Genomic DNA, 16,932 nt, shown 5'->3' with positions numbered 1-16,932 from the left:
TGGCCTCCTTTCTGTGGTGCAACCCGGGGTCAGGAGCGTGTGACCTGCGGGGCTGTTGCGTGTGTGTGGTCACTTGCCTGGGAGGCGGTTCGGGGTCGGCCCAGGTGTTCTGCCAGTGTGAAGGCCGCTGTGAGGGCCGGGCCAAGGGAAGCTCCTGATCCTGCGTATCCGGGGCCCATTAATGCCGCTGCGCTCTCACCGACGGCGAAGAGTCCTTCGACCGGTACGCCGTCGTGATCCAGGACTCGTGAGAGGTGGTCCGTAGCAAGGCCGCCTTTGGTTCCGTTGGCACCAAGGACGACTGGGACAGCGAAGAATGGCGGCTGCGCGATAGGACCCAGGCAGGGGTTGGGCTTGTGTGTTTCGTCGCCGTTGAACCGGTCGTGGGGGCTGTTCCCCCGGCCGAACTGGATATCAGTGCCGGTTGCAGCCATCTGGTTGGTTTGGGTGACGGTTTGAATCAACGACGTTGCGTCGATACCGGCGCGGTCGGCCAGGGACTCAAGGTCCTCTTCCTGGATAAATTCGTTTGGAAGGCTGGCCGTGGGGGCCACTCCGGCAACCGTTCGGGTGCTGCGGAAGTCGGCGTCGAAGATCAGCCAAGCAGGTTGGTTAGGGAACCGGTGGCTGGCTGGATCAAACGCAAAGAACGCTTTGCCGAGGTCGTTGTAAGAACTTGCTTCATTGACGAACCTCTCCCCTGACGCGTTGACGAGGATGGATCCCGGGTAGGCGAGTTCCCGGACGACGTTGCGATGCAGGGGCGCATTGTCTATGGACTCGCCGCCGATGGATATCGCAGCGGTCCACCACGCTTCGCTCATCCCCCTCAGAGACCCGCCAAGGGAGGTGCCCAGCTTCAGACCATCCCCCAAGGATCCAGGTGCCGCGGTGGGGACGATGTCAACACGGGGCAGGAAGGCGGAGCGAAGGGTCGCATTCCTGGCGAAACCGCCGGCGGCCAATACTACGGTTCCTGCACTGATCTTGCCCTTGGCAGTGTCCAGAACAAACTGTTCGGATGCCCTTGTGATGGCCGTGACCCGCGCATTAATCTGCAGATCGACGCCGCGCCGCAGGGCCGCCTTCACCAGACCCGCAACAAGCCCGGAACCTTGTGTACGCACGTCGGCAGCGGAGCGCTCACGAAGGACAGACTCCTGGACCCCGGTACGTCCTTCAGGGCCGGTAATGGGTCCCCTTATCGGCGATGTCCGGGTGCGATCACGCCAGGGGCCAAGTTCCTCCGTGGAGACCGGCAACGGCTCGAGGGAACGACCGGAGGCGGCGCCCGTCCAGTCTGGGTGGTAGTCCGGACGGTCAATACTGACCACCGGCATGTCCAGTTCGTTCTCAAGGTAGTCAATGAAGCGTGGCGCGTTGGCAACGAAAGACTGCAGGGATGCCTCCGAGGTGGTTCGGAGGGTGGTGCGCCGCAAGTACTGCAGGGCATCGTCAGCGGAGTCTTCGACGCCGGCACGAGTCATGGCCGGAGACCCTGGAATCCACATCTGACCACCAGAGAGCGCTGTTGTCCCGCCAAGCAGACTCGTCGACTCCAGGACGGCGACGGACAAACCGTGGTCGGCCGCGGCGCATGCGGCAACGAGCGCAGCGCCGCCCGAACCGACCACGGCCACGTCGCAAAAGAATCTGCTCATCGCCTGTGTTGCCCCACTTTTGTTGCTTCGCTGGATTGTCTGCTGTCGGTGCTTGTTGCGGGTTTCATCGGCGGTGGTTCTTCCCTCCCGGGCTGCTTAGGGCAAACGGATTGTTCTCTGCGGCACCTACTGCGACGCGAATGATGCTATTGGAAATCCTATAGGAGATCCTTTAATAGTGAAATTGCTTTTGGGAAGATTTTCTGGACGGCGGGGTCCCAGGATTTGATGTGAACCGTACGCTGGTGGACTCAGCCGAGTCGTGGACCTCATGCCCAAAGGACCCGTCGGCCCTACAGCACCAGAATCTTCGAGAGGAAATCCCTGGCACGTTGCGTTGTGGAGTTCTGAAAAAACTCTTCAACGGGCAGGTCTTCAAGGATCCTGCCCTGGTCCATGAAAACCACCCGGTCCGCGGCCCTTTTGGCGAAGCCCATTTCGTGGGTGACACACAGCATTGTCATGCCCTCCTTTGCCAGACCAGTCATGACTGAGAGCACTTCGTTGACCATTTCCGGGTCCAGCGCGGATGTCGGCTCGTCGAAGAGCATGATCTCAGGGTCCATGGCCAGGGTGCGCGCGATGGCCACCCGCTGTTGTTGCCCACCAGAGAGGTTTTGCGGGTATTTGTCCCCGTGCGCTTCCAACCCGACACGGGCCAGTAGTTGTTTCGACCGTTCCATGGCTTTGGCCTTGCTTCGGCGAAGAACCTTGACCTGGGGCAATGCAACATTCTGCAGGGCCGTGAGATGCGGGAAGAGTTCGAAGTGTTGAAAGACCATGCCGACATTGAAGTGGAGTTTGCGTGGCACCTTTTTGCCCGGCTCCAGCTTGAACCCGGCGATGTCAATTCGTCCCGCGTTGATCGGTTCGAGTCCGTTGAGGGTCTTGATGAAAGTGCTCTTGCCGGAGCCGGATGGGCCGCAAATAATGACGACTTCCCCCTTCTCCACCTGCAGGGAACAATCTTTGAGAACCTCCACAGCCCCGTAGGATTTGGAGACGACCTGAACAGTGATCATGTGATGCGTCCTTTGCTTGCGTAACTGCTGTGGGCTCGACTTGGGGCGAAGCCGGCCGGCGTGTCAGTGGTGAAGTGCACGGAGGAACTCGATGAACCGTGGGTGCGTGGGGTTGTCGATGGTTTCTTTGGCTGGCCCATCCTCGGCAATTTGACCGCTTTCCATGAAAATGACGCGGCTGCCGACCTCCCGCGCGAAGGCAAGTTCGTGGGTGACGACCACCATGGTCATTCCCTCGGATGCGAGCTGCTTCATTTCCTCAAGTATGTCGACCCGCAACTCAGGGTCCAGAGCGGAGGTTGCTTCGTCAAAGAGCATGACGTCAGGCTGCATAGCAAGCGCACGGGCAATGGCAACGCGTTGCTTCTGACCTCCGGAGAGGGAACTGGGGAAGAAGTCTCTCTTCTGTTCCATGCCGACTTTGCGCAGCCCGGCAAGGGCAAGTTTCTCAGCTTCGACACGATCAATGTTCTTAGCCCTGAGCGGACCTATCATGGCGTTCTCAAGCACTGTCTTGTGGGGAAAGAGATTGAAACTCTGGAAAACCATACCCATGGACATCCGCCACTGTGCCATCGCCTGCATTTCTGCCCGGCGACCCCTGAAATCGAAGAAGTCGATCTCACTGTTGGTCCAGGTCTTGCCCTTGAAGGTGATGGATCCCGTGTCTGGGGGCGCAATGAGGTTCATGGACCGCAGCAGTGTGCTCTTGCCGCAGCCGCTGGGGCCGACAAGGACCACTACTTCGCCGGCGTAGACGTCCAGATTAATGCCTTTGAGTACATTGACCTCTTTGGCGGTGCCGGCGTTGTAGGTCTTGGACACTTTGCGAAGTGCAAGAATCGGTACGCGCTGTTCAGTTTCGTCGCGCTGGGGGTCCGCGTCAGGGAGATCTTCAATGTCTCCAACGGCTATATCCTCGTGCGTCATGAGTTCTTCGCCGTTTTCGACTAGCGGATCGTTCATGGCTTGTGGCCCTTTCATACTGTGAGGCCGCCATCAGCCGTGAAGGCAGCGCCGGTGACATACGACGAATCATCGCAGGCAAGGAAAGCAACGAGGTTAGCGATCTCCTCATAGCGCCCCTCCCTCTTAAAGGGAACAATTTCCCGCACTCTGGCCCGCCGCTTTTCCATCATTTCGTCGGAGGAAATGACCTTGCGGTCTGCCATGAAATTTTCCAGAATTCCTGGGCAAACTGCGTTGGCCCTGATGTTGGCATCGGCGAAGTCTCGGGCCGTCACTTTGGTCAGCTGGAGCAACGCTGCCTTGGAGACGCTGTACGCGGCTTCGTTGGTGGAGGCCTTGAACGCGGCGATGGAGGCTGTGTTGACGATGACGCCGCCTCCGGCTTCGATCATCGACGGGATGACGCGTGAAGTCATCATGAACGCTGAGCGGACATTGACTTTCATGGTCAGATCCCAAACGTCCAGCGGGGTGTTCACGACGTTGCCAGTTGGATTGATTCCGGCGTTATTGAACAGCACATCGATGCTCCCGAACGCCTCCAGGCCGGTCGCCACCACCCGGTTCACGACCTCTTCTTCCGAGACGTCGCCGGCCACAGTCACGACCTCCGTCCCGAACCCGGCACGGCACTTGGCCGCCAGAGTCTCGACTTTGTCCTGGTCCAGATCGATCAGGACCAGCGAGGCGCCTTCAGCTGCAAAGCGTCGGGTGCAGGCCTCCCCCAAGCCGCCGGCAGCTCCAGTGATGAGGACTACCTTTGATTGAAAACGCATGGGAGCCTTCCGGTTTGATGTGCACCATATGCCTGGCGTATAAGGGGTGCTGGCTTGAAGATCTGTTGCCCGACGGCCGTGGAAGGCCGCCGGGGAGCATGAGTGGGGGACCAGATCACGGAATCCGCAGCTTTCGCTCGACCCATGAACTGAAGATAGTCATGATGAAAACGACCACCACATACATGAGTCCCACAAGGGTGTAGTACTCGAAGTATTGGAAGGTCTTGGCAGCTGTGTGGCTTGCCCTGTACATGATGTCGGCAACGCCAATAACACCGATGATCGACGAATCCTTGAGGATGATCGTCCACTGACTGACCAACGAAGGGATGGCCACCCGGATGCCTTGCGGCAGGATGATGTCGGTGTAGGTGCGGGTGGCCGACATGCCCAAAACGGCCGCCGCTTCCCGCTGGCCGCTTCCAACGCTGGACAAGGCCGAGCGCAGGATCTCTGCGATATAGGCGCTGTTGAGAATGGTAAGACCGATAATTCCAGCCACGATGGGTGGGATCGGAATGCCGGTGACGGCAGGGAGTGCGAAGTAGATAAAGAGGATGTAAACAAAAGCCGAGAGCGACCGGAAGATCTGCGTCAATGCAAATGCGGTCTTTTCCAGCCACTTGAGGCCGCTCAGACGCATCAGGGTCAGGATGAGCCCACCGATGCAGGCAAGGCCGAAGGATGCGAAGGTCACCGCGAGTGTCACGTAGATGCCCTCGGAGATCGCACCGGTGGAACCCAGAACAGGACCCCACGTGGCCCAAAGCTTTTCGAACCAGTCGCTCATTTGATCCGTAGCCCCCTTTCGGCGAGGTTGAAGGCAAAGGACGCCGCGAAGGCCATCAGGATCAGGATTATTGCCAATCCTGCGTAGGCCTCGAACGGCAGGAACAGGCTTGTCGACATGTCCTGGGCTACGAAAACGGCTTCAGCGACTCCGATGACGGCAGCGTAGGTGGCCCCTTTGAGTTGCATGACGAAGACGTTCCCCAGCTGGGGTAAGGCAATCCGGATTGCTTGGGGAAACAGCACGGAACTGTAAGCCTGCCAGCGTGTCATTCCGAAGGATTTGGCCGCCAACGCCTGTCCCTTGTCGAGGGCAAGGAATGAGGATCGAAAGACCTCGGCCGTGACTCCGGACGTTGCAATGCCTAGCGCGACGATCACGGCAGCCACCGGCGGGATGTTGAAGCCGATGACCTGCGATACGCCGAAATAGACCCAGAGAAGGAGAACGTACAACGGGGCCCCGCGCACGAACTGGACGAGGATGTAGGAAATCGTTCTGAAAAAACCGTTTCCGCGGGACATCGAGGCTAAGCAGAGGCCGACGACGACTGTTAGCACAAAGCTTGCAAGGGCAATGTAAATGTCCACTGCTGCCCCGGCAAGGAAGAGATCATACCGGCTGAGGACTTCGCCCCAATTCATATCAGGCATTATTTCCTAAGTGGCTGTGGGGAGGCTATCCCGGTTAGACCTCAATGAGGGCGCCGCCGGGTCCGACGGTGACGACCGGGAGCTTGAATTCGGTCCGGAGCGCATCTCCGACCCATTTGTTCCACAGTGTCGCGATCGTGCCACGGCCAGCGTGGTGGCGAAGCCAGTTTGAAACCCAGACCTGCGACTTGAAGTCGCCCTGGGGCAGAAGGAAGGTGTTGACGTCTACGTACAGCGGATCGCCGGGCAACACCGTCAGGCCCGGGTTGTTGCGGAGCCCGTTCATGACATTGAAGATCGATGCCAACGTGATGTCCGCACGGCCCGAAGCAACCTCTGCGATAGCCACAGTTGCATCGGCCAAAGCAACGAACGTTGCCCTGGGGTATCGTTGGGCGCCGATAATGGCCTGCGAGGATCCCTGGATCACAGCGATCTTCACGGCTGGATCGTTCAGTTGGGCGTCCTTTTCAAGAGTGCTGCCAGGCCTACGAAGAGCGTAGATGGCTGCATAGTTCGCCGGGATATCCGCGAACATGCCCTCGTTTGCCCGAGTCGGCAGGTTCGTCACCGGTTCGAGCATTTCGACTTTGCCCGACACCAGCGCAGGGACCAGCTGAGCGAAGGGCATCTCGGTGAAGTTGATCTTAATGTCCTTGTCCAGGTCCGCCATCATCATCTTGATCATTTCAACGCTGAACCCGTCCGGCTCCCCTGCGGAGTTGCGGAACTGCATCAAGGGGGTGGAGAACTCCCAGCCCAGGTTGGCTTCCTTTGTACGACGCCACTTGTCCACCAAAGGTTCTTTGTCCGGCGCGCCGGCACCCCCAGAGCTCGCACCGCCGTCGGCGCCCGGAATGAGGCGGGTCAGGCCAAATACGGCAGCACCAGCGGCTGCGCCGGCAATGAGCCCGCGGCGTCCGGGGTGCTCAGTGGCCTTGGTTGCCTGGGCTTCCTGCGTGTCGTTCTCGGTCTTGTCGCTGATGGCCATCTCAAGTCCTTCCTTGTGGGGACGCGGCTCATTCGATCCACGTTGCTGTGATGTAAATCATGCTATCTCATATCGTATAGGAAAACCTACAGGTTCTTGATCGTATTTGAAGTTTCGCCAAATTTGTCTGGGCAGCGTTTGATTGCGGCTTTGACTAGGCCGGTTGTGCCGGCAATTCCCGGGTCATGAATACCCGTGCATGCGCGTCAGGCTGCCGAGTACCGTTCCTCGCTCTGGCAGGCAGTAGTGTTATCTCATCTGCCGTTGCCGTCGTACCACTCGACTTTCCTGGGGAAATCTATGAATGAGAACGCTCTGCATGGATTTGGGGCTCGGCACTGATCGTCATCGCTTTGACGGCTTGCGGAGGCAGCGGCACGTCGAGCGACGCCGTGTCCAAGCCTGCCAGCAAGACAGCCACGCCGACGCCGACTGCGGCGAAAAGGAATTGACACAATGACTGAAATTGCTTGGACCGAGGGAACTTGGACGACCGAACCTGCGAACGTGGAGTTTGCCGAAGACGGCATGCTGGTGACCGCCGTCGAGAAGAGTGACGCCTGGCGCGTCACTTCGTACGGATTCATTCACGACACCGAACACGCCCTCCTCGCCCCTTTCGGGCAGGACACTGCCATGGAGGTGTCTTTCCATCTCGATTTCTCGGCCCAGTTCGACCAGGCCGGGATCTTCGTCCGTGTCGATGACACGACATGGATCAAGACGGGCATCGAGTGGAGCGACGGCGAGGGAAGCCTCGGAGCGGTGGTGACGCGTGGTGTATCTGATTGGTCTTTGTCCCCGGTTCCCGGCTGGGATGGCCGGTACGTCACTGTCCGGGCCAGTAGGTCCGGCAACGCCCTGACCGTCCGGGCCCGAGTTGATGACGACCTATGGCAGCTGGTAAGGGTAGCGCCTCTTGACCCGGAAGCTGTCGTCACCGCAGGGCCCTACTGCTGCGCCCCTTCGCGCCCTAACCTCACCGTGCTCTTCACGTCCTGGCGAACGACAGCCCCGGACGACAGCTTGCACCCCGACGCTTAGGTGCCCATCGAAGGCCGCGCTCCCCCGCCTGCCCTAACTGTCCTGCAGTCTCCCAGCACGGATATCCTCCTCATCCGTGCAAGAAGTCTTGACGGGGTGGGCGAGCCTCGTCTTCGAGATAGAGCCGCACGACCGGACCCGCCGCCGTCGACGATTGGGGCGGCAACGTCACATCAAGCGACTCAGCGGAACGCTGCCAAGCAACGTCGTCGGCAGAACCGAGGACTCGAACCTCCCGGATTCCTCGGGTAAGGAGCCCGGCGCCGCTTCCAAACGATCGGATTCTGGCCTTTCCATCCTGCGGATGTGCAAGCAATGTCGCATAAACGTAGTCGCCGGTGACATCGTTCCGAGTCGTGAAACGAACATCGGCGCCGGTGTAATCAGGCGAGGAAGTGTCGACGAACGAGCCGGCCGTGACCACCGTTGGACCTTCCCCGGGAATGATCCACGGTCGACTGCCGTAGATCGCTTCCCCGTTTCGGGTCAGCCACTCCCCGATGGCTTTGAGGAGCTGTCGTTCCCTTTCCGGGATGGTGCCGTCGGGCTTCGGTCCGACGTTCAGGAGGAGAACGCCGTTTTTTGAGACGGTGTCAACCAGTTCGGCAATTAGCTCGTCGGCGCCTTTGTACACGTGTCCTTCGACCCAGCTCCACGATGTTCGCGACACCGACGTGTCATTCTGCCAAATGTCGTCGCGAATGCCGCCCATCGTCCCGCGTTCGATGTCGTAGACAGCGCTCCCGGGCGCGAATGAATTCCACTTGAAGTTGATGACGACCTCACGGCCCCACTCGGCGGCGCGGTTGTAGTAGTACGCAGCGAAGCGACGCAGATACGGCTCGAACGCAGCCGACTCGATCCACCAATCGAAGTAGAAGATCTGCGGCCGGTATTTGTCGACGATCTCGACACACCTCAGAAGCCAGTCCTCGAGAAAGCGCTCATTCGGAGCGATCTCCTCACGCTGGGCCGGTCCATAGAAGTCCGCGTAAGCGGGATCGCGAACGTCGGAGTCGAACCGGGCACCTCCGTTCATGAAGAACCAATGCTCTGCGCGATGACTCGACGCGCCGAGAACCATCCAGGCACGATCCACTGCGTCGCCGAGCTGCCGGAACACGTCCTGGCGCGGGCCCATCTGCGTCACGCTCCACCGCGAACGGCCGGTGTCGTACAGGGCGAAACCGTCGTGGTGCTCGGCCACCGGCACCACGAACTGCGCCCCGGCCTCCTTGAACAGCGCGGTCCAGTCGTCGGGCTGGAACTTGTCCATGGTGAAACTTGGGATGAAGTCCTTGTACCCGAATGTGCGCTGCGCTCCGTATGTGGCGATGTGATGCTCGAATGACTTCGTACCCTGCAGGTACACGGAGCGGGAGTACCACTCGTTCTCAAACGCAGGGACGGAGAACACTCCCCAATGGAGGAAGATCCCAAACTTGCCGTCGCGATACCACAGCGGTGCCCGGTACCTCTGTAGCGACTCCCAGGTCGAGTCGTAGGGCCCGGCATCGATGACCTGCTTCACGCCCGCCAACGCCGCGGTGTTATCAGAAACATCGACCGGAACGGGGAGGTCGTCAGGGTTGATCAAGGGCAACGTCATTGTGGATCCTTCTCACGAGCGTCATCGAATCGAGGTTTTTGGGCCAAGCCGACCTGTTGGAAGGTTGACAGCATTGGGCGTTCTGCAGGACAGTGTACCTCAACTTGGAGCGCTCCAAGGATATGACTGTTCAAAGGAGAATGGAATGGAAATCCCATGCTGAAAAGTCCGAAACGTCCCCGAGCCATGCTTTCCCTCCTCGCCGCCGTACTCCTCACGGTGGCGGCACAAAGCAACGCCGGGGTGGCAAACGCTGCAGGATCAGACCACTTCGTTGATTGCTCGGCCAGCACGAATGGCCTGGGGACTCAGGCGAGTCCGTGGAATTCGCTGGCACCGGTGAACTCCCTGCAGTTCGGCCCTGGCGAACGAGTCCTGTTCAAGGCGGGAACGACCTGCGTTGGTCAGCTGACACCGTCCGGGTCGGGAGCGGCAGGCAGCCCCGCCGTCATCACAAGCTATGGATCTGGTGCCAGCCCGACCATCGATGGCAACGGCGTGGTGGGTGCGGTGATCMAGCTCCTCAACGTCCAGCAGTGGCAACTCTCGGGTCTCGAGGTCCGTAACGCCGCGGCGTCCCCCGCGTTCAGGAGCGGAGTGCTGGTCGAGAACTCGTCGGGGACGACGCTCTCGGGCATTTCCATTACCAACATGACGGTTCGCAATATCTCCGGATGGTCAGGCGGCTGGTACTCGTCGAACGCGGGAATCGGCGTCCAGACCGACCAGACGGCGTCCGTCTCCACCTGGAACGACATCACGATCGCCAACAACACCTTCGACCACGTCGACCGCATCGCCATTGCTGTCACACCAGACGGCAACGCTCGTGGTACGGGCCAGACGACGAACGTTCGCATCCTGAACAACAACATCCGGTACTCCGGCGGCGACGACATCCTGGTCGTCAACGGCGCTGGAGCGCTGATTGACGGGAATGATGCGGCATACGGCGGGGTCAAAGCGACGACCGGCTGCCCGCCCTCCGGGAACATCTGCAATACGGCCGCAGCTTCAATCTGGGTGGCCGGCAGCAGCGACACGACGATCCAGAACAACACAGTGGCGTGCACGATCAACCAGCAGGACGGCATGGCGTTCGACGTCGACTGGGGCAACCACAATACGACGATCCAGTACAACTACTCGCGCAATAACTCCGGTGGCTTTCTCTTGATGATGCAGCAGATCGGGAGCGAACCCCCAAGCGACGGAACGGTCGTCCGCTACAACGTGAGCGAAGACGATACGAACACGGCCGGTTGCCCGATTACCAGCAACTTCAACCGAGCTCACAACGTGTTTGACTTTCCCGGGGCCATCCCCAACCAGAGCGGCTCAGCCGCGCCCCTTCCGGACATCTACAACAACACGATCTATATCTCATCCGGACGGGCGACATCGGTGATCGGAACGCGAACCGGCAATACGCAGTCAGGTTCCTACAAGCTCCGAAACAACCTGGTGCTGAACTTCGGATCCAAGGGCTACCTGCAGACGACGGGTTCCGTCTTCGCCAACAACCTGCTGTATGGGCCGCGCAATAACAATGAGCCGACGACGGGGACCATCTATCTGTCGCCACAGTTGGTCGGTCCGCTGCAATCCGCGACGCAGGCATCGGGCGGCGCGGCGGCCTATCAGCCGCGCGAGTCCTCGCCCGCCTTGGGCGCTGGCGTCCCCATCGCCTCGAACGGCGGCCGGGATTTCGTCGGCAACCCGGTTGCGGCTGTACCCAGTATCGGTGCCTATGAGACAGCCAGCACGAATCTTGTTCCAAATGGCAGCTTTGATTCGGGAGCCCTCACGCCCTGGACGCTGAGTGGGTCAGGATCGTCAGTGACGACAAGTACGTGGTCGAACGGCCCCTCTGCCCTGCAGACCGGCAATGCGAACAGCGGAGCCGAAAACACTGTCAGCGGGCTCACTCCCTCGACCACGTACCTCCTCTCGGCATGGGTCAAGGTGGGTGTCGTCGGCGAGCAGCTCGCGATAGGAGTCAAGAACTACGGCGGAACGGAGACCTTCAGCAAATCGACCGACACGGCCTGGGCGCTCAATACGGTGGCATTCACGACCGGATCCACCAACACGACCGCGACGATCTACTGCTACAAGAACGCCGGGACCGGCCCGGGCTTCTGTGACGACTTCAGCATCGTCAAGCTCACCAACCCAGGAAGCCTGGTGTCTAACGGAGGGTTCGAGACCGGCTCTCCATCACCCTGGACGCCGTCGTCGTCAGTCCCCGTCAGCCTCAACGCTGGTGCCGCCCACAGCGGGTCGTTCGGGCTCGCGACGGGACCGGCGAACAGTGGGGTTCAGCAAACGATCAACGGGCTCCGGCCCGGCACGACGTACGTTCTCACGGGGTGGCTGCATGCGGTGGCGGGCGAGGAGATTGCTCTCGGCGTCAAGTCATTCGGCGCTGCCGAGTCATTCCACGCGGTGGCCGGGGCGACATACGCTCCCGCGGCAGTGGTGTTCACCACGGGCACTGCCAGCACGCAAGCAACCGTCTATTGCTACAAGAACGCGGGATCGRCGGCCGGGGCATGCGATGACCTCGCGCTGAAAGAGGTGGGCTAGTCACCAACTCAATCTGTGGCTGTGTCGGCAAATCGCCGACACAGCCACATCGCGCTACTGTCTTTCGTACGCTACTGTCTTTGTTACGCTCCAAATCGGCCGCCGGCCGATGGATCTTCAGGCGCGGCGAGTTAATTATCGAAGGACGGGAATGGGCCGGCAAGTAACACTGGAAGACGTCGCCGCCGAGGCGCACGTCTCGAAGAGCAGCGTTTCGAACGTGATCCGAAACCATCCGAATGTTAGGGAATCGATGCGCCAGCGCGTCAACGCGGCCATCGAAAAACTCGGCTACCGCCCCCAGGCCATTGGCCAGAATCTCGTCTCAGGGCGGACGGGTCTCGTGAGTCTTGCGATCCCCAATTTTGCGCAGCCCTACTTCGCCGAGTTGGCGCGGGCCGCGGTTGCCGCAGCCGACGATGCCGGGATGCGCCTGATCGTTCAGCAGACCGATAATCTCCTGGAGCGTGAACGAGAAGCTGCGGACTCGTGGAATCTGGGCTCCGCGGATGGTCTCATCTTCAGCCCATCGGTGATCGAGGACGAAGAGATCGAACTGAGGCGTGGCCGGGCACCGCTCGTGCTGTTGGGTGAGCGATCGAAGTTGTCGTCCGTTGATCGCGTCGGCATTGACTCGGTGGCGATTTCACACACTGCCACCAAGCACCTGTTGGATCAGGGCCGGTCGCGACTGGTGATGATCGGGGACAAGACGTTCGGTGACCCATTCGTGGTGTCGGAGCGTGAAGCCGGTTTTCACCTGGCGCTGGAGGAGGCCGGTCTGCGCGAAGCCGGGCCCGTCACGGCCGTTCGGGATTGGACTCGCGACGACGGAGCCCGCTCAATCGAAGAGCTCGTCGACGCCGGCGTCGAGTTTGACGGGGTTTTCTGCGCGAACGACCTGCTCGCACTGGGCGCGATGTCGGCGCTTCGGCGACGCGGCCTGAAGGTCCCGGAGGACGTCGCGGTGATCGGAATCGACGACATCGAAGACGGCCGGTTTGCTTCACCGACGCTTTCCACGATGTTCATCGACAAAGAGTGGATGGCGCGTGAGGCGATCCGGCTGCTAGCCAAGCAACTCACCGACCCGGACTCGGTCCCCGAACAACTCAGCGTTCCGTTCCACCTCGTCGCGCGCGAATCAACCGCTTAGCCCGCTGACCCCGGGGAAACCACATCAGTTGTCGCCGGCACCTGCGCAGCGACTGCCCCCTGCCCTGCCCAGCAGAACCGCAGAGCCTCCATCACCGGCTCCCCGAAGGGCGGACGCTGCGGCGCCCGCGGGTGCACGGCCCTCAGCCTCCGGTGCTATCCGCACGGCCTTCCGTCCATGGTCCCGATGCAGCCGGTCCTCGCACACAAACTCCTCCGGAACCTGCTTCTCGCTGCCAGATTGAAGCGGGCGTAGCGGGTCGATATCGCCTTCGTGACGTCACTGCGTTCGCTTTTTGAAAGCTCCCCGGTGGAGCGTGCCGTAGCGGCGCGCGCCAGACGGCGCCCGCCGCTACGGGACATTCACAGAGGATTCCTCGAACACCGCTCCCGGGCATCTCTGAGAAGTCGAAAGCGCTGACTTGACAAATCCATGGTGCGAGATCATTCTGTAGATGCGCCCATTTGGAGCGTTACAAATTCTCAATGGAGAGGACACCATGAATCACAGCACCCGACCTGTTCGCAGGGATGTTGCTCCTTCAGACAGCACTAGAGGCCGTCGCGGACGCCTGGTCGTGGGAGCTGTTCTCGCCCTGTCCGCGCTCCTGATGACGGGTTGCTCGTCGACTGGCGCAAGCGGAACCGGCGACAAGACTGTCCTGAAGGTGTATGGCTGGAAAGGCGGCGACGCCGAGCCGGCGAACGTGAAAGAAATCAACGCCGCCTTCGAGAAGGCGAATCCTGATATTTCGCTCAAGTACGAATTCATCCCGTCAGCTGCATATCCCCAGCGTGTGCAGTCCGAACTTCTCGCCGGAAACACCGCCGACGTCATCATGACCGACTCGGCCAAGGTTCAGGACTGGGGATCCTCGGGATACCTCGAGGATCTGTCGTCGCAGCCCTGGGTGGGCGGGGTGCGCAAGGAGATCAAGCCGTTCGTTGAGAACGAGGGTAAGACCTATGCGATGCCGATGGAGGTTATTGGCATTTCGCTGTTCGCCAACAACGCCCTGCTGCAGAAGGCAGGAATCACGTCGACGCCCGCGACGTGGCCCGAGTTCGAGGCGGCCCTTCAGAAGGCGAAGGACGCCGGCATCACTCCAATTTCTTTGCCCAACAAGGGCGGGTGGACGGGAGACGCGGCGATCAACGCCATTGCTGCCACGCTCGTGTACAAAGACAACCCGACGTTCGACGCGGACTTCGTGCAAGGAAAGGCGTCTTTCTCTACGTGGAAGTCGTCGCTGCAGCAACTGATGGATCTGCAGTCGAAGGGGTTTGTTGATTTCAAGAGCGAGCTTGGCGTTGATGAGTGGAGCACTGGGATCTCTGACTTCCAGGCGGGCAAGAGCGCATTCTATGTGCAGGGCGCGTGGAACCAGTCAGCGTTCACGAAGGCCGGGCTGGATGACTCGTTGATCCCGTGGCCGGCGACCAGCAAGGCCGATTCGAACGCGAACCTGTTTGTCGGGACGATGTTCAGCGTCAATGCCAAGTCGAAGGTCAAGTCGGCGGCAGAGAAGTATGTCGAGTTCTGGTCTGAGAGCAAGAACGCCTCTCCTTATCTGGAGGCCGAGAATGCAGTGTCGCCGTTCACCAACGGCGAGAACCCGTCCGGAGCCGCGACAAAGGCCTTCGTTGCGGCGGTGAACGAGGGAAGGTACCGCATCCTTCCTTCCAACACGTGGGCGGATGCCGCGGGCGAGAAGACATTGCAGGAGCAGATCCAGGCCCTCTGGCTTGGTCAGCAGAGCATCGATCAGACGGTCAAGAACCTCGACGAGAAGCTCAAGCCCAAGAAGTAGGCAACGGCGGCAGGGGCCGTGTGGCATCCAGCTCGGCCCCTGCCGTTCAGTTCAATTGAAGGAATTTCGATGATCCACCGCAGACCGCTCGTAGCCGTCGCTTTCATGGCCCCCGCCCTGGCGTTGTACTTCGCCATTATTGTGTACCCGCTGGTGCAGGGGCTCGTGTTGAGCGTCACGGACAGCAAGATTGGCAATGCCGGCGACTTCGTCGGAGCGGCGAATTACGCCGCCATGGCAAAGGACGGCGACGTCATACGAGCACTGGGCGTCACGGTGGCGTATGCGGTCGTGGTGGTCATCGCACAGAATGCGATCGGTCTGGTCCTGGCCAGGGCTCTGTTCATGCGCCCGCGCGTCCGCCAGCTGGGCAGCACAATCATTCTCGTTCCCACTCTCATGTCAGCCGTGATGGCCGCGTTCGTCTGGAACTCGCTTCTGGCACCAGACGGAGCTGTCAACTCCCTCCTTAAATCGCTGGGTTTGAACACGCTCACACATGTGTGGCTCGGCGATCCGTCAACGGCACTCTGGGCGATCGCGCTGGTCAACATTTGGATGTTTTCGGGCTATTCAGCTGCCATCTTTTTAGCCGGGTACATGAACCTCCCGGCCGAACTCCTCGACGCATCGAGCGTGGATGGAGCGACAGGCTGGCGCAGATTTGTCTCGGTCGAGTGGCCGCTTCTCGCCCCGGCCACGACCGTAAGCGTCACCCTTTCCCTTCTGGGGTCGCTCAAAGTTTTCGAACTCCCCTTCGTGATGACGAACGGTGGGCCAGCCGGTTCAACCACGACCCTGACCATGCTGATCTTCCAAAAGATCTTCGGAGGACAGGGAAGTTTCGCCTATGGCACGACCATTGCCGTCCTGCTTCTGGTTGTCGTCGTGCTGTTTGCCGGAGCCACCCAATCCCTTCTTCGACGTCGCGAGGAGCGAATCTAACATGGAGAACACAACGATCACCGCAGCTCCAACACCCCCGACAGCATTCCGAGGGGAACGTCGAGCGGAACGTCGAGCCGGGGCACGACGTCGGCGCGGGCCCCTATCGCTGGTCGGCGACGTGATCCTGGCCATGTCCGTCATCCTGATCTTCGTCCCGTTCGCCTACACAGTCGTGACATCCTTGCGCCCGCCTTCCGACGTGATCAACGGTCCGCTGGGCTGGCCGACGAGCCTGACGATCGATAACATCACGAACGCCTATTCGAAGATGAACTACACCCAGGGGGTGCTCAGTTCGACCATTGTCTTGGCGGGCGCGTTGATCTTGACCATCATCGTCGGAGCGCTTGCCGCGTACCCGCTTGCACGTATCACCCGTTCGTGGACGACGTGGGTGTACCGCCTCTTCCTTGCGGGCTCGACGGTCCCGATCTTTGTACTAATCGCACCGCTATACCTCTTGCTTCGAGACGTTGGCCTTCTGAACAGCTACGCGGGAATCATTCTCGCCTACACCGCCATCAACCTTCCGGTCGCGATCTTCTTCTACACGTCGTTCTTCCGACAGATTCCGATCGAGCTGGAGGAAGCGGCCGCGATCGATGGATCGGGACCGGTGCGCACGTTCTTCGTTGTGCTGTTCCCTCTCCTCCGACCCGTCACTGCGACCCTTGCCACGTTCCTGACTCTCAGTGTCTGGAATGACCTGCTCATTCCGCTGGTCTTCGTGCAGGATCCATCGTTGAAAACGGTGATGGTGAATGCCTACTCCCTTGTTGGCAGCTACACCCTGGACCCGAGTTTGCTCTTCCCCGCCGCGTTGCTCGGCGTCGCGCCCCTACTCATCGTGTTTGCCTTCTTGCAACGGCAAATCGTAAGCGGACTCACGATGGGTGCCGTGAAGTCCTGAC

Annotated in this window: 14 protein-coding genes; 6 read left to right on the top strand and 8 right to left on the bottom strand. The window is 60.3% G+C overall.

Annotated elements, in window-relative coordinates; genetic code table 11:
* Positions 1-29 precede the first annotated feature (29 nt).
* The 7 genes from AB4Y87_RS03765 to AB4Y87_RS03735 all read right to left on the bottom strand — a co-directional run bounded on the left by AB4Y87_RS03765 (position 30) and on the right by AB4Y87_RS03735 (position 6,865).
* Positions 30-1,661, bottom strand: a complete 1,632-nt coding sequence (locus AB4Y87_RS03765) for an FAD-dependent oxidoreductase (RefSeq protein WP_441437353.1) — start codon at positions 1,659-1,661, stop codon at positions 30-32.
* Between the two features lie 293 nt (positions 1,662-1,954).
* A complete protein-coding gene (locus tag AB4Y87_RS03760; RefSeq protein ID WP_442003123.1) occupies positions 1,955-2,683 on the bottom strand; it encodes an amino acid ABC transporter ATP-binding protein in 729 nt (242 codons plus the stop codon).
* A 63-nt stretch (positions 2,684-2,746) separates the two neighbouring features.
* Positions 2,747-3,649: an amino acid ABC transporter ATP-binding protein gene (locus tag AB4Y87_RS03755; RefSeq protein ID WP_441437355.1), complete on the bottom strand. Its 903-nt coding sequence runs from the start codon at positions 3,647-3,649 to the stop codon at positions 2,747-2,749.
* 14 nt (positions 3,650-3,663) lie between these two features.
* Positions 3,664-4,428 (bottom strand): SDR family NAD(P)-dependent oxidoreductase, encoded by a 765-nt coding sequence (locus tag AB4Y87_RS03750; RefSeq protein ID WP_441437356.1) that lies wholly within the window; start codon positions 4,426-4,428, stop codon positions 3,664-3,666.
* 115 nt (positions 4,429-4,543) lie between these two features.
* Positions 4,544-5,221 (bottom strand): amino acid ABC transporter permease, encoded by a 678-nt coding sequence (locus tag AB4Y87_RS03745; RefSeq protein ID WP_441437357.1) that lies wholly within the window; start codon positions 5,219-5,221, stop codon positions 4,544-4,546.
* Positions 5,218-5,874, bottom strand: coding sequence for an amino acid ABC transporter permease (locus tag AB4Y87_RS03740; RefSeq protein WP_441437358.1), 657 nt, complete (start codon positions 5,872-5,874; stop codon positions 5,218-5,220). The genes AB4Y87_RS03745 and AB4Y87_RS03740 overlap by 4 nt, the downstream gene beginning before the upstream one ends.
* Before the next feature lie 34 nt (positions 5,875-5,908).
* A complete protein-coding gene (locus AB4Y87_RS03735; RefSeq protein ID WP_441437359.1) occupies positions 5,909-6,865 on the bottom strand; it encodes a transporter substrate-binding domain-containing protein in 957 nt (318 codons plus the stop codon).
* A 456-nt stretch (positions 6,866-7,321) separates the two neighbouring features.
* On the opposite strand from AB4Y87_RS03735, the gene AB4Y87_RS03730 reads away from it, so the two are divergent.
* Entirely contained in the window at positions 7,322-7,909 is a 588-nt protein-coding gene (locus AB4Y87_RS03730; protein WP_441437360.1) for a DUF1349 domain-containing protein, read from the top strand.
* A 70-nt stretch (positions 7,910-7,979) separates the two neighbouring features.
* On the opposite strand, the gene AB4Y87_RS03725 is transcribed toward AB4Y87_RS03730, so the two are convergent.
* Positions 7,980-9,518 carry an alpha-L-fucosidase gene (locus AB4Y87_RS03725; RefSeq protein WP_442003122.1) on the bottom strand — a complete coding sequence of 513 codons (1,539 nt, stop codon included), beginning with the start codon at positions 9,516-9,518 and terminating at the stop codon, positions 7,980-7,982.
* A 156-nt stretch (positions 9,519-9,674) separates the two neighbouring features.
* On the opposite strand from AB4Y87_RS03725, the gene AB4Y87_RS03720 reads away from it, so the two are divergent.
* From AB4Y87_RS03720 to AB4Y87_RS03700, 5 genes are all read left to right on the top strand, one after another.
* Positions 9,675-12,107, top strand: coding sequence for a carbohydrate binding domain-containing protein (locus AB4Y87_RS03720; protein ID WP_442003121.1), 2,433 nt, complete (start codon positions 9,675-9,677; stop codon positions 12,105-12,107).
* 151 nt (positions 12,108-12,258) lie between these two features.
* On the top strand, positions 12,259-13,263 hold the full coding sequence (locus AB4Y87_RS03715) for a LacI family DNA-binding transcriptional regulator (RefSeq protein WP_441437363.1): 1,005 nt from the start codon (positions 12,259-12,261) through the stop codon (positions 13,261-13,263).
* Between the two features lie 499 nt (positions 13,264-13,762).
* Positions 13,763-15,073 (top strand): ABC transporter substrate-binding protein, encoded by a 1,311-nt coding sequence (locus tag AB4Y87_RS03710; protein ID WP_441437364.1) that lies wholly within the window; start codon positions 13,763-13,765, stop codon positions 15,071-15,073.
* A 69-nt stretch (positions 15,074-15,142) separates the two neighbouring features.
* Positions 15,143-16,018: a carbohydrate ABC transporter permease gene (locus tag AB4Y87_RS03705; protein ID WP_441437365.1), complete on the top strand. Its 876-nt coding sequence runs from the start codon at positions 15,143-15,145 to the stop codon at positions 16,016-16,018.
* A gap of 1 nt (position 16,019) precedes the next feature.
* Positions 16,020-16,931 (top strand): carbohydrate ABC transporter permease, encoded by a 912-nt coding sequence (locus AB4Y87_RS03700; protein ID WP_442003120.1) that lies wholly within the window; start codon positions 16,020-16,022, stop codon positions 16,929-16,931.
* The last annotated feature ends 1 nt before the right edge of the window (position 16,932 follow it).

Source organism: Paenarthrobacter sp. RAF54_2, assembly GCF_052113945.1.
In the GTDB taxonomy this organism is placed as follows: domain Bacteria; phylum Actinomycetota; class Actinomycetes; order Actinomycetales; family Micrococcaceae; genus Arthrobacter.
This window is presented reverse-complemented; position numbering and strand designations above follow the sequence as displayed.

Excerpts from the sequence above, each read along its gene's own strand:
- AB4Y87_RS03700 (WP_442003120.1), top strand. The coding sequence starts at position 16,020 with ATGGAGAACACAACGATCACCGCAGCTCCAACACCCCCGACAGCATTC.
- AB4Y87_RS03755 (WP_441437355.1), bottom strand. The coding sequence starts at position 3,649 with ATGAACGATCCGCTAGTCGAAAACGGCGAAGAACTCATGACGCACGAG.
- AB4Y87_RS03760 (WP_442003123.1), bottom strand. The coding sequence starts at position 2,683 with ATGATCACTGTTCAGGTCGTCTCCAAATCCTACGGGGCTGTGGAGGTT.
- AB4Y87_RS03730 (WP_441437360.1), top strand. The coding sequence starts at position 7,322 with ATGACTGAAATTGCTTGGACCGAGGGAACTTGGACGACCGAACCTGCG.
- AB4Y87_RS03715 (WP_441437363.1), top strand. The coding sequence starts at position 12,259 with ATGGGCCGGCAAGTAACACTGGAAGACGTCGCCGCCGAGGCGCACGTC.
- AB4Y87_RS03740 (WP_441437358.1), bottom strand. The coding sequence starts at position 5,874 with ATGCCTGATATGAATTGGGGCGAAGTCCTCAGCCGGTATGATCTCTTC.
- AB4Y87_RS03725 (WP_442003122.1), bottom strand. The coding sequence starts at position 9,518 with ATGACGTTGCCCTTGATCAACCCTGACGACCTCCCCGTTCCGGTCGAT.
- AB4Y87_RS03735 (WP_441437359.1), bottom strand. The coding sequence starts at position 6,865 with ATGGCCATCAGCGACAAGACCGAGAACGACACGCAGGAAGCCCAGGCA.
- AB4Y87_RS03710 (WP_441437364.1), top strand. The coding sequence starts at position 13,763 with ATGAATCACAGCACCCGACCTGTTCGCAGGGATGTTGCTCCTTCAGAC.
- AB4Y87_RS03765 (WP_441437353.1), bottom strand. The coding sequence starts at position 1,661 with ATGAGCAGATTCTTTTGCGACGTGGCCGTGGTCGGTTCGGGCGGCGCT.
- AB4Y87_RS03745 (WP_441437357.1), bottom strand. The coding sequence starts at position 5,221 with ATGAGCGACTGGTTCGAAAAGCTTTGGGCCACGTGGGGTCCTGTTCTG.
- AB4Y87_RS03750 (WP_441437356.1), bottom strand. The coding sequence starts at position 4,428 with ATGCGTTTTCAATCAAAGGTAGTCCTCATCACTGGAGCTGCCGGCGGC.
- AB4Y87_RS03705 (WP_441437365.1), top strand. The coding sequence starts at position 15,143 with ATGATCCACCGCAGACCGCTCGTAGCCGTCGCTTTCATGGCCCCCGCC.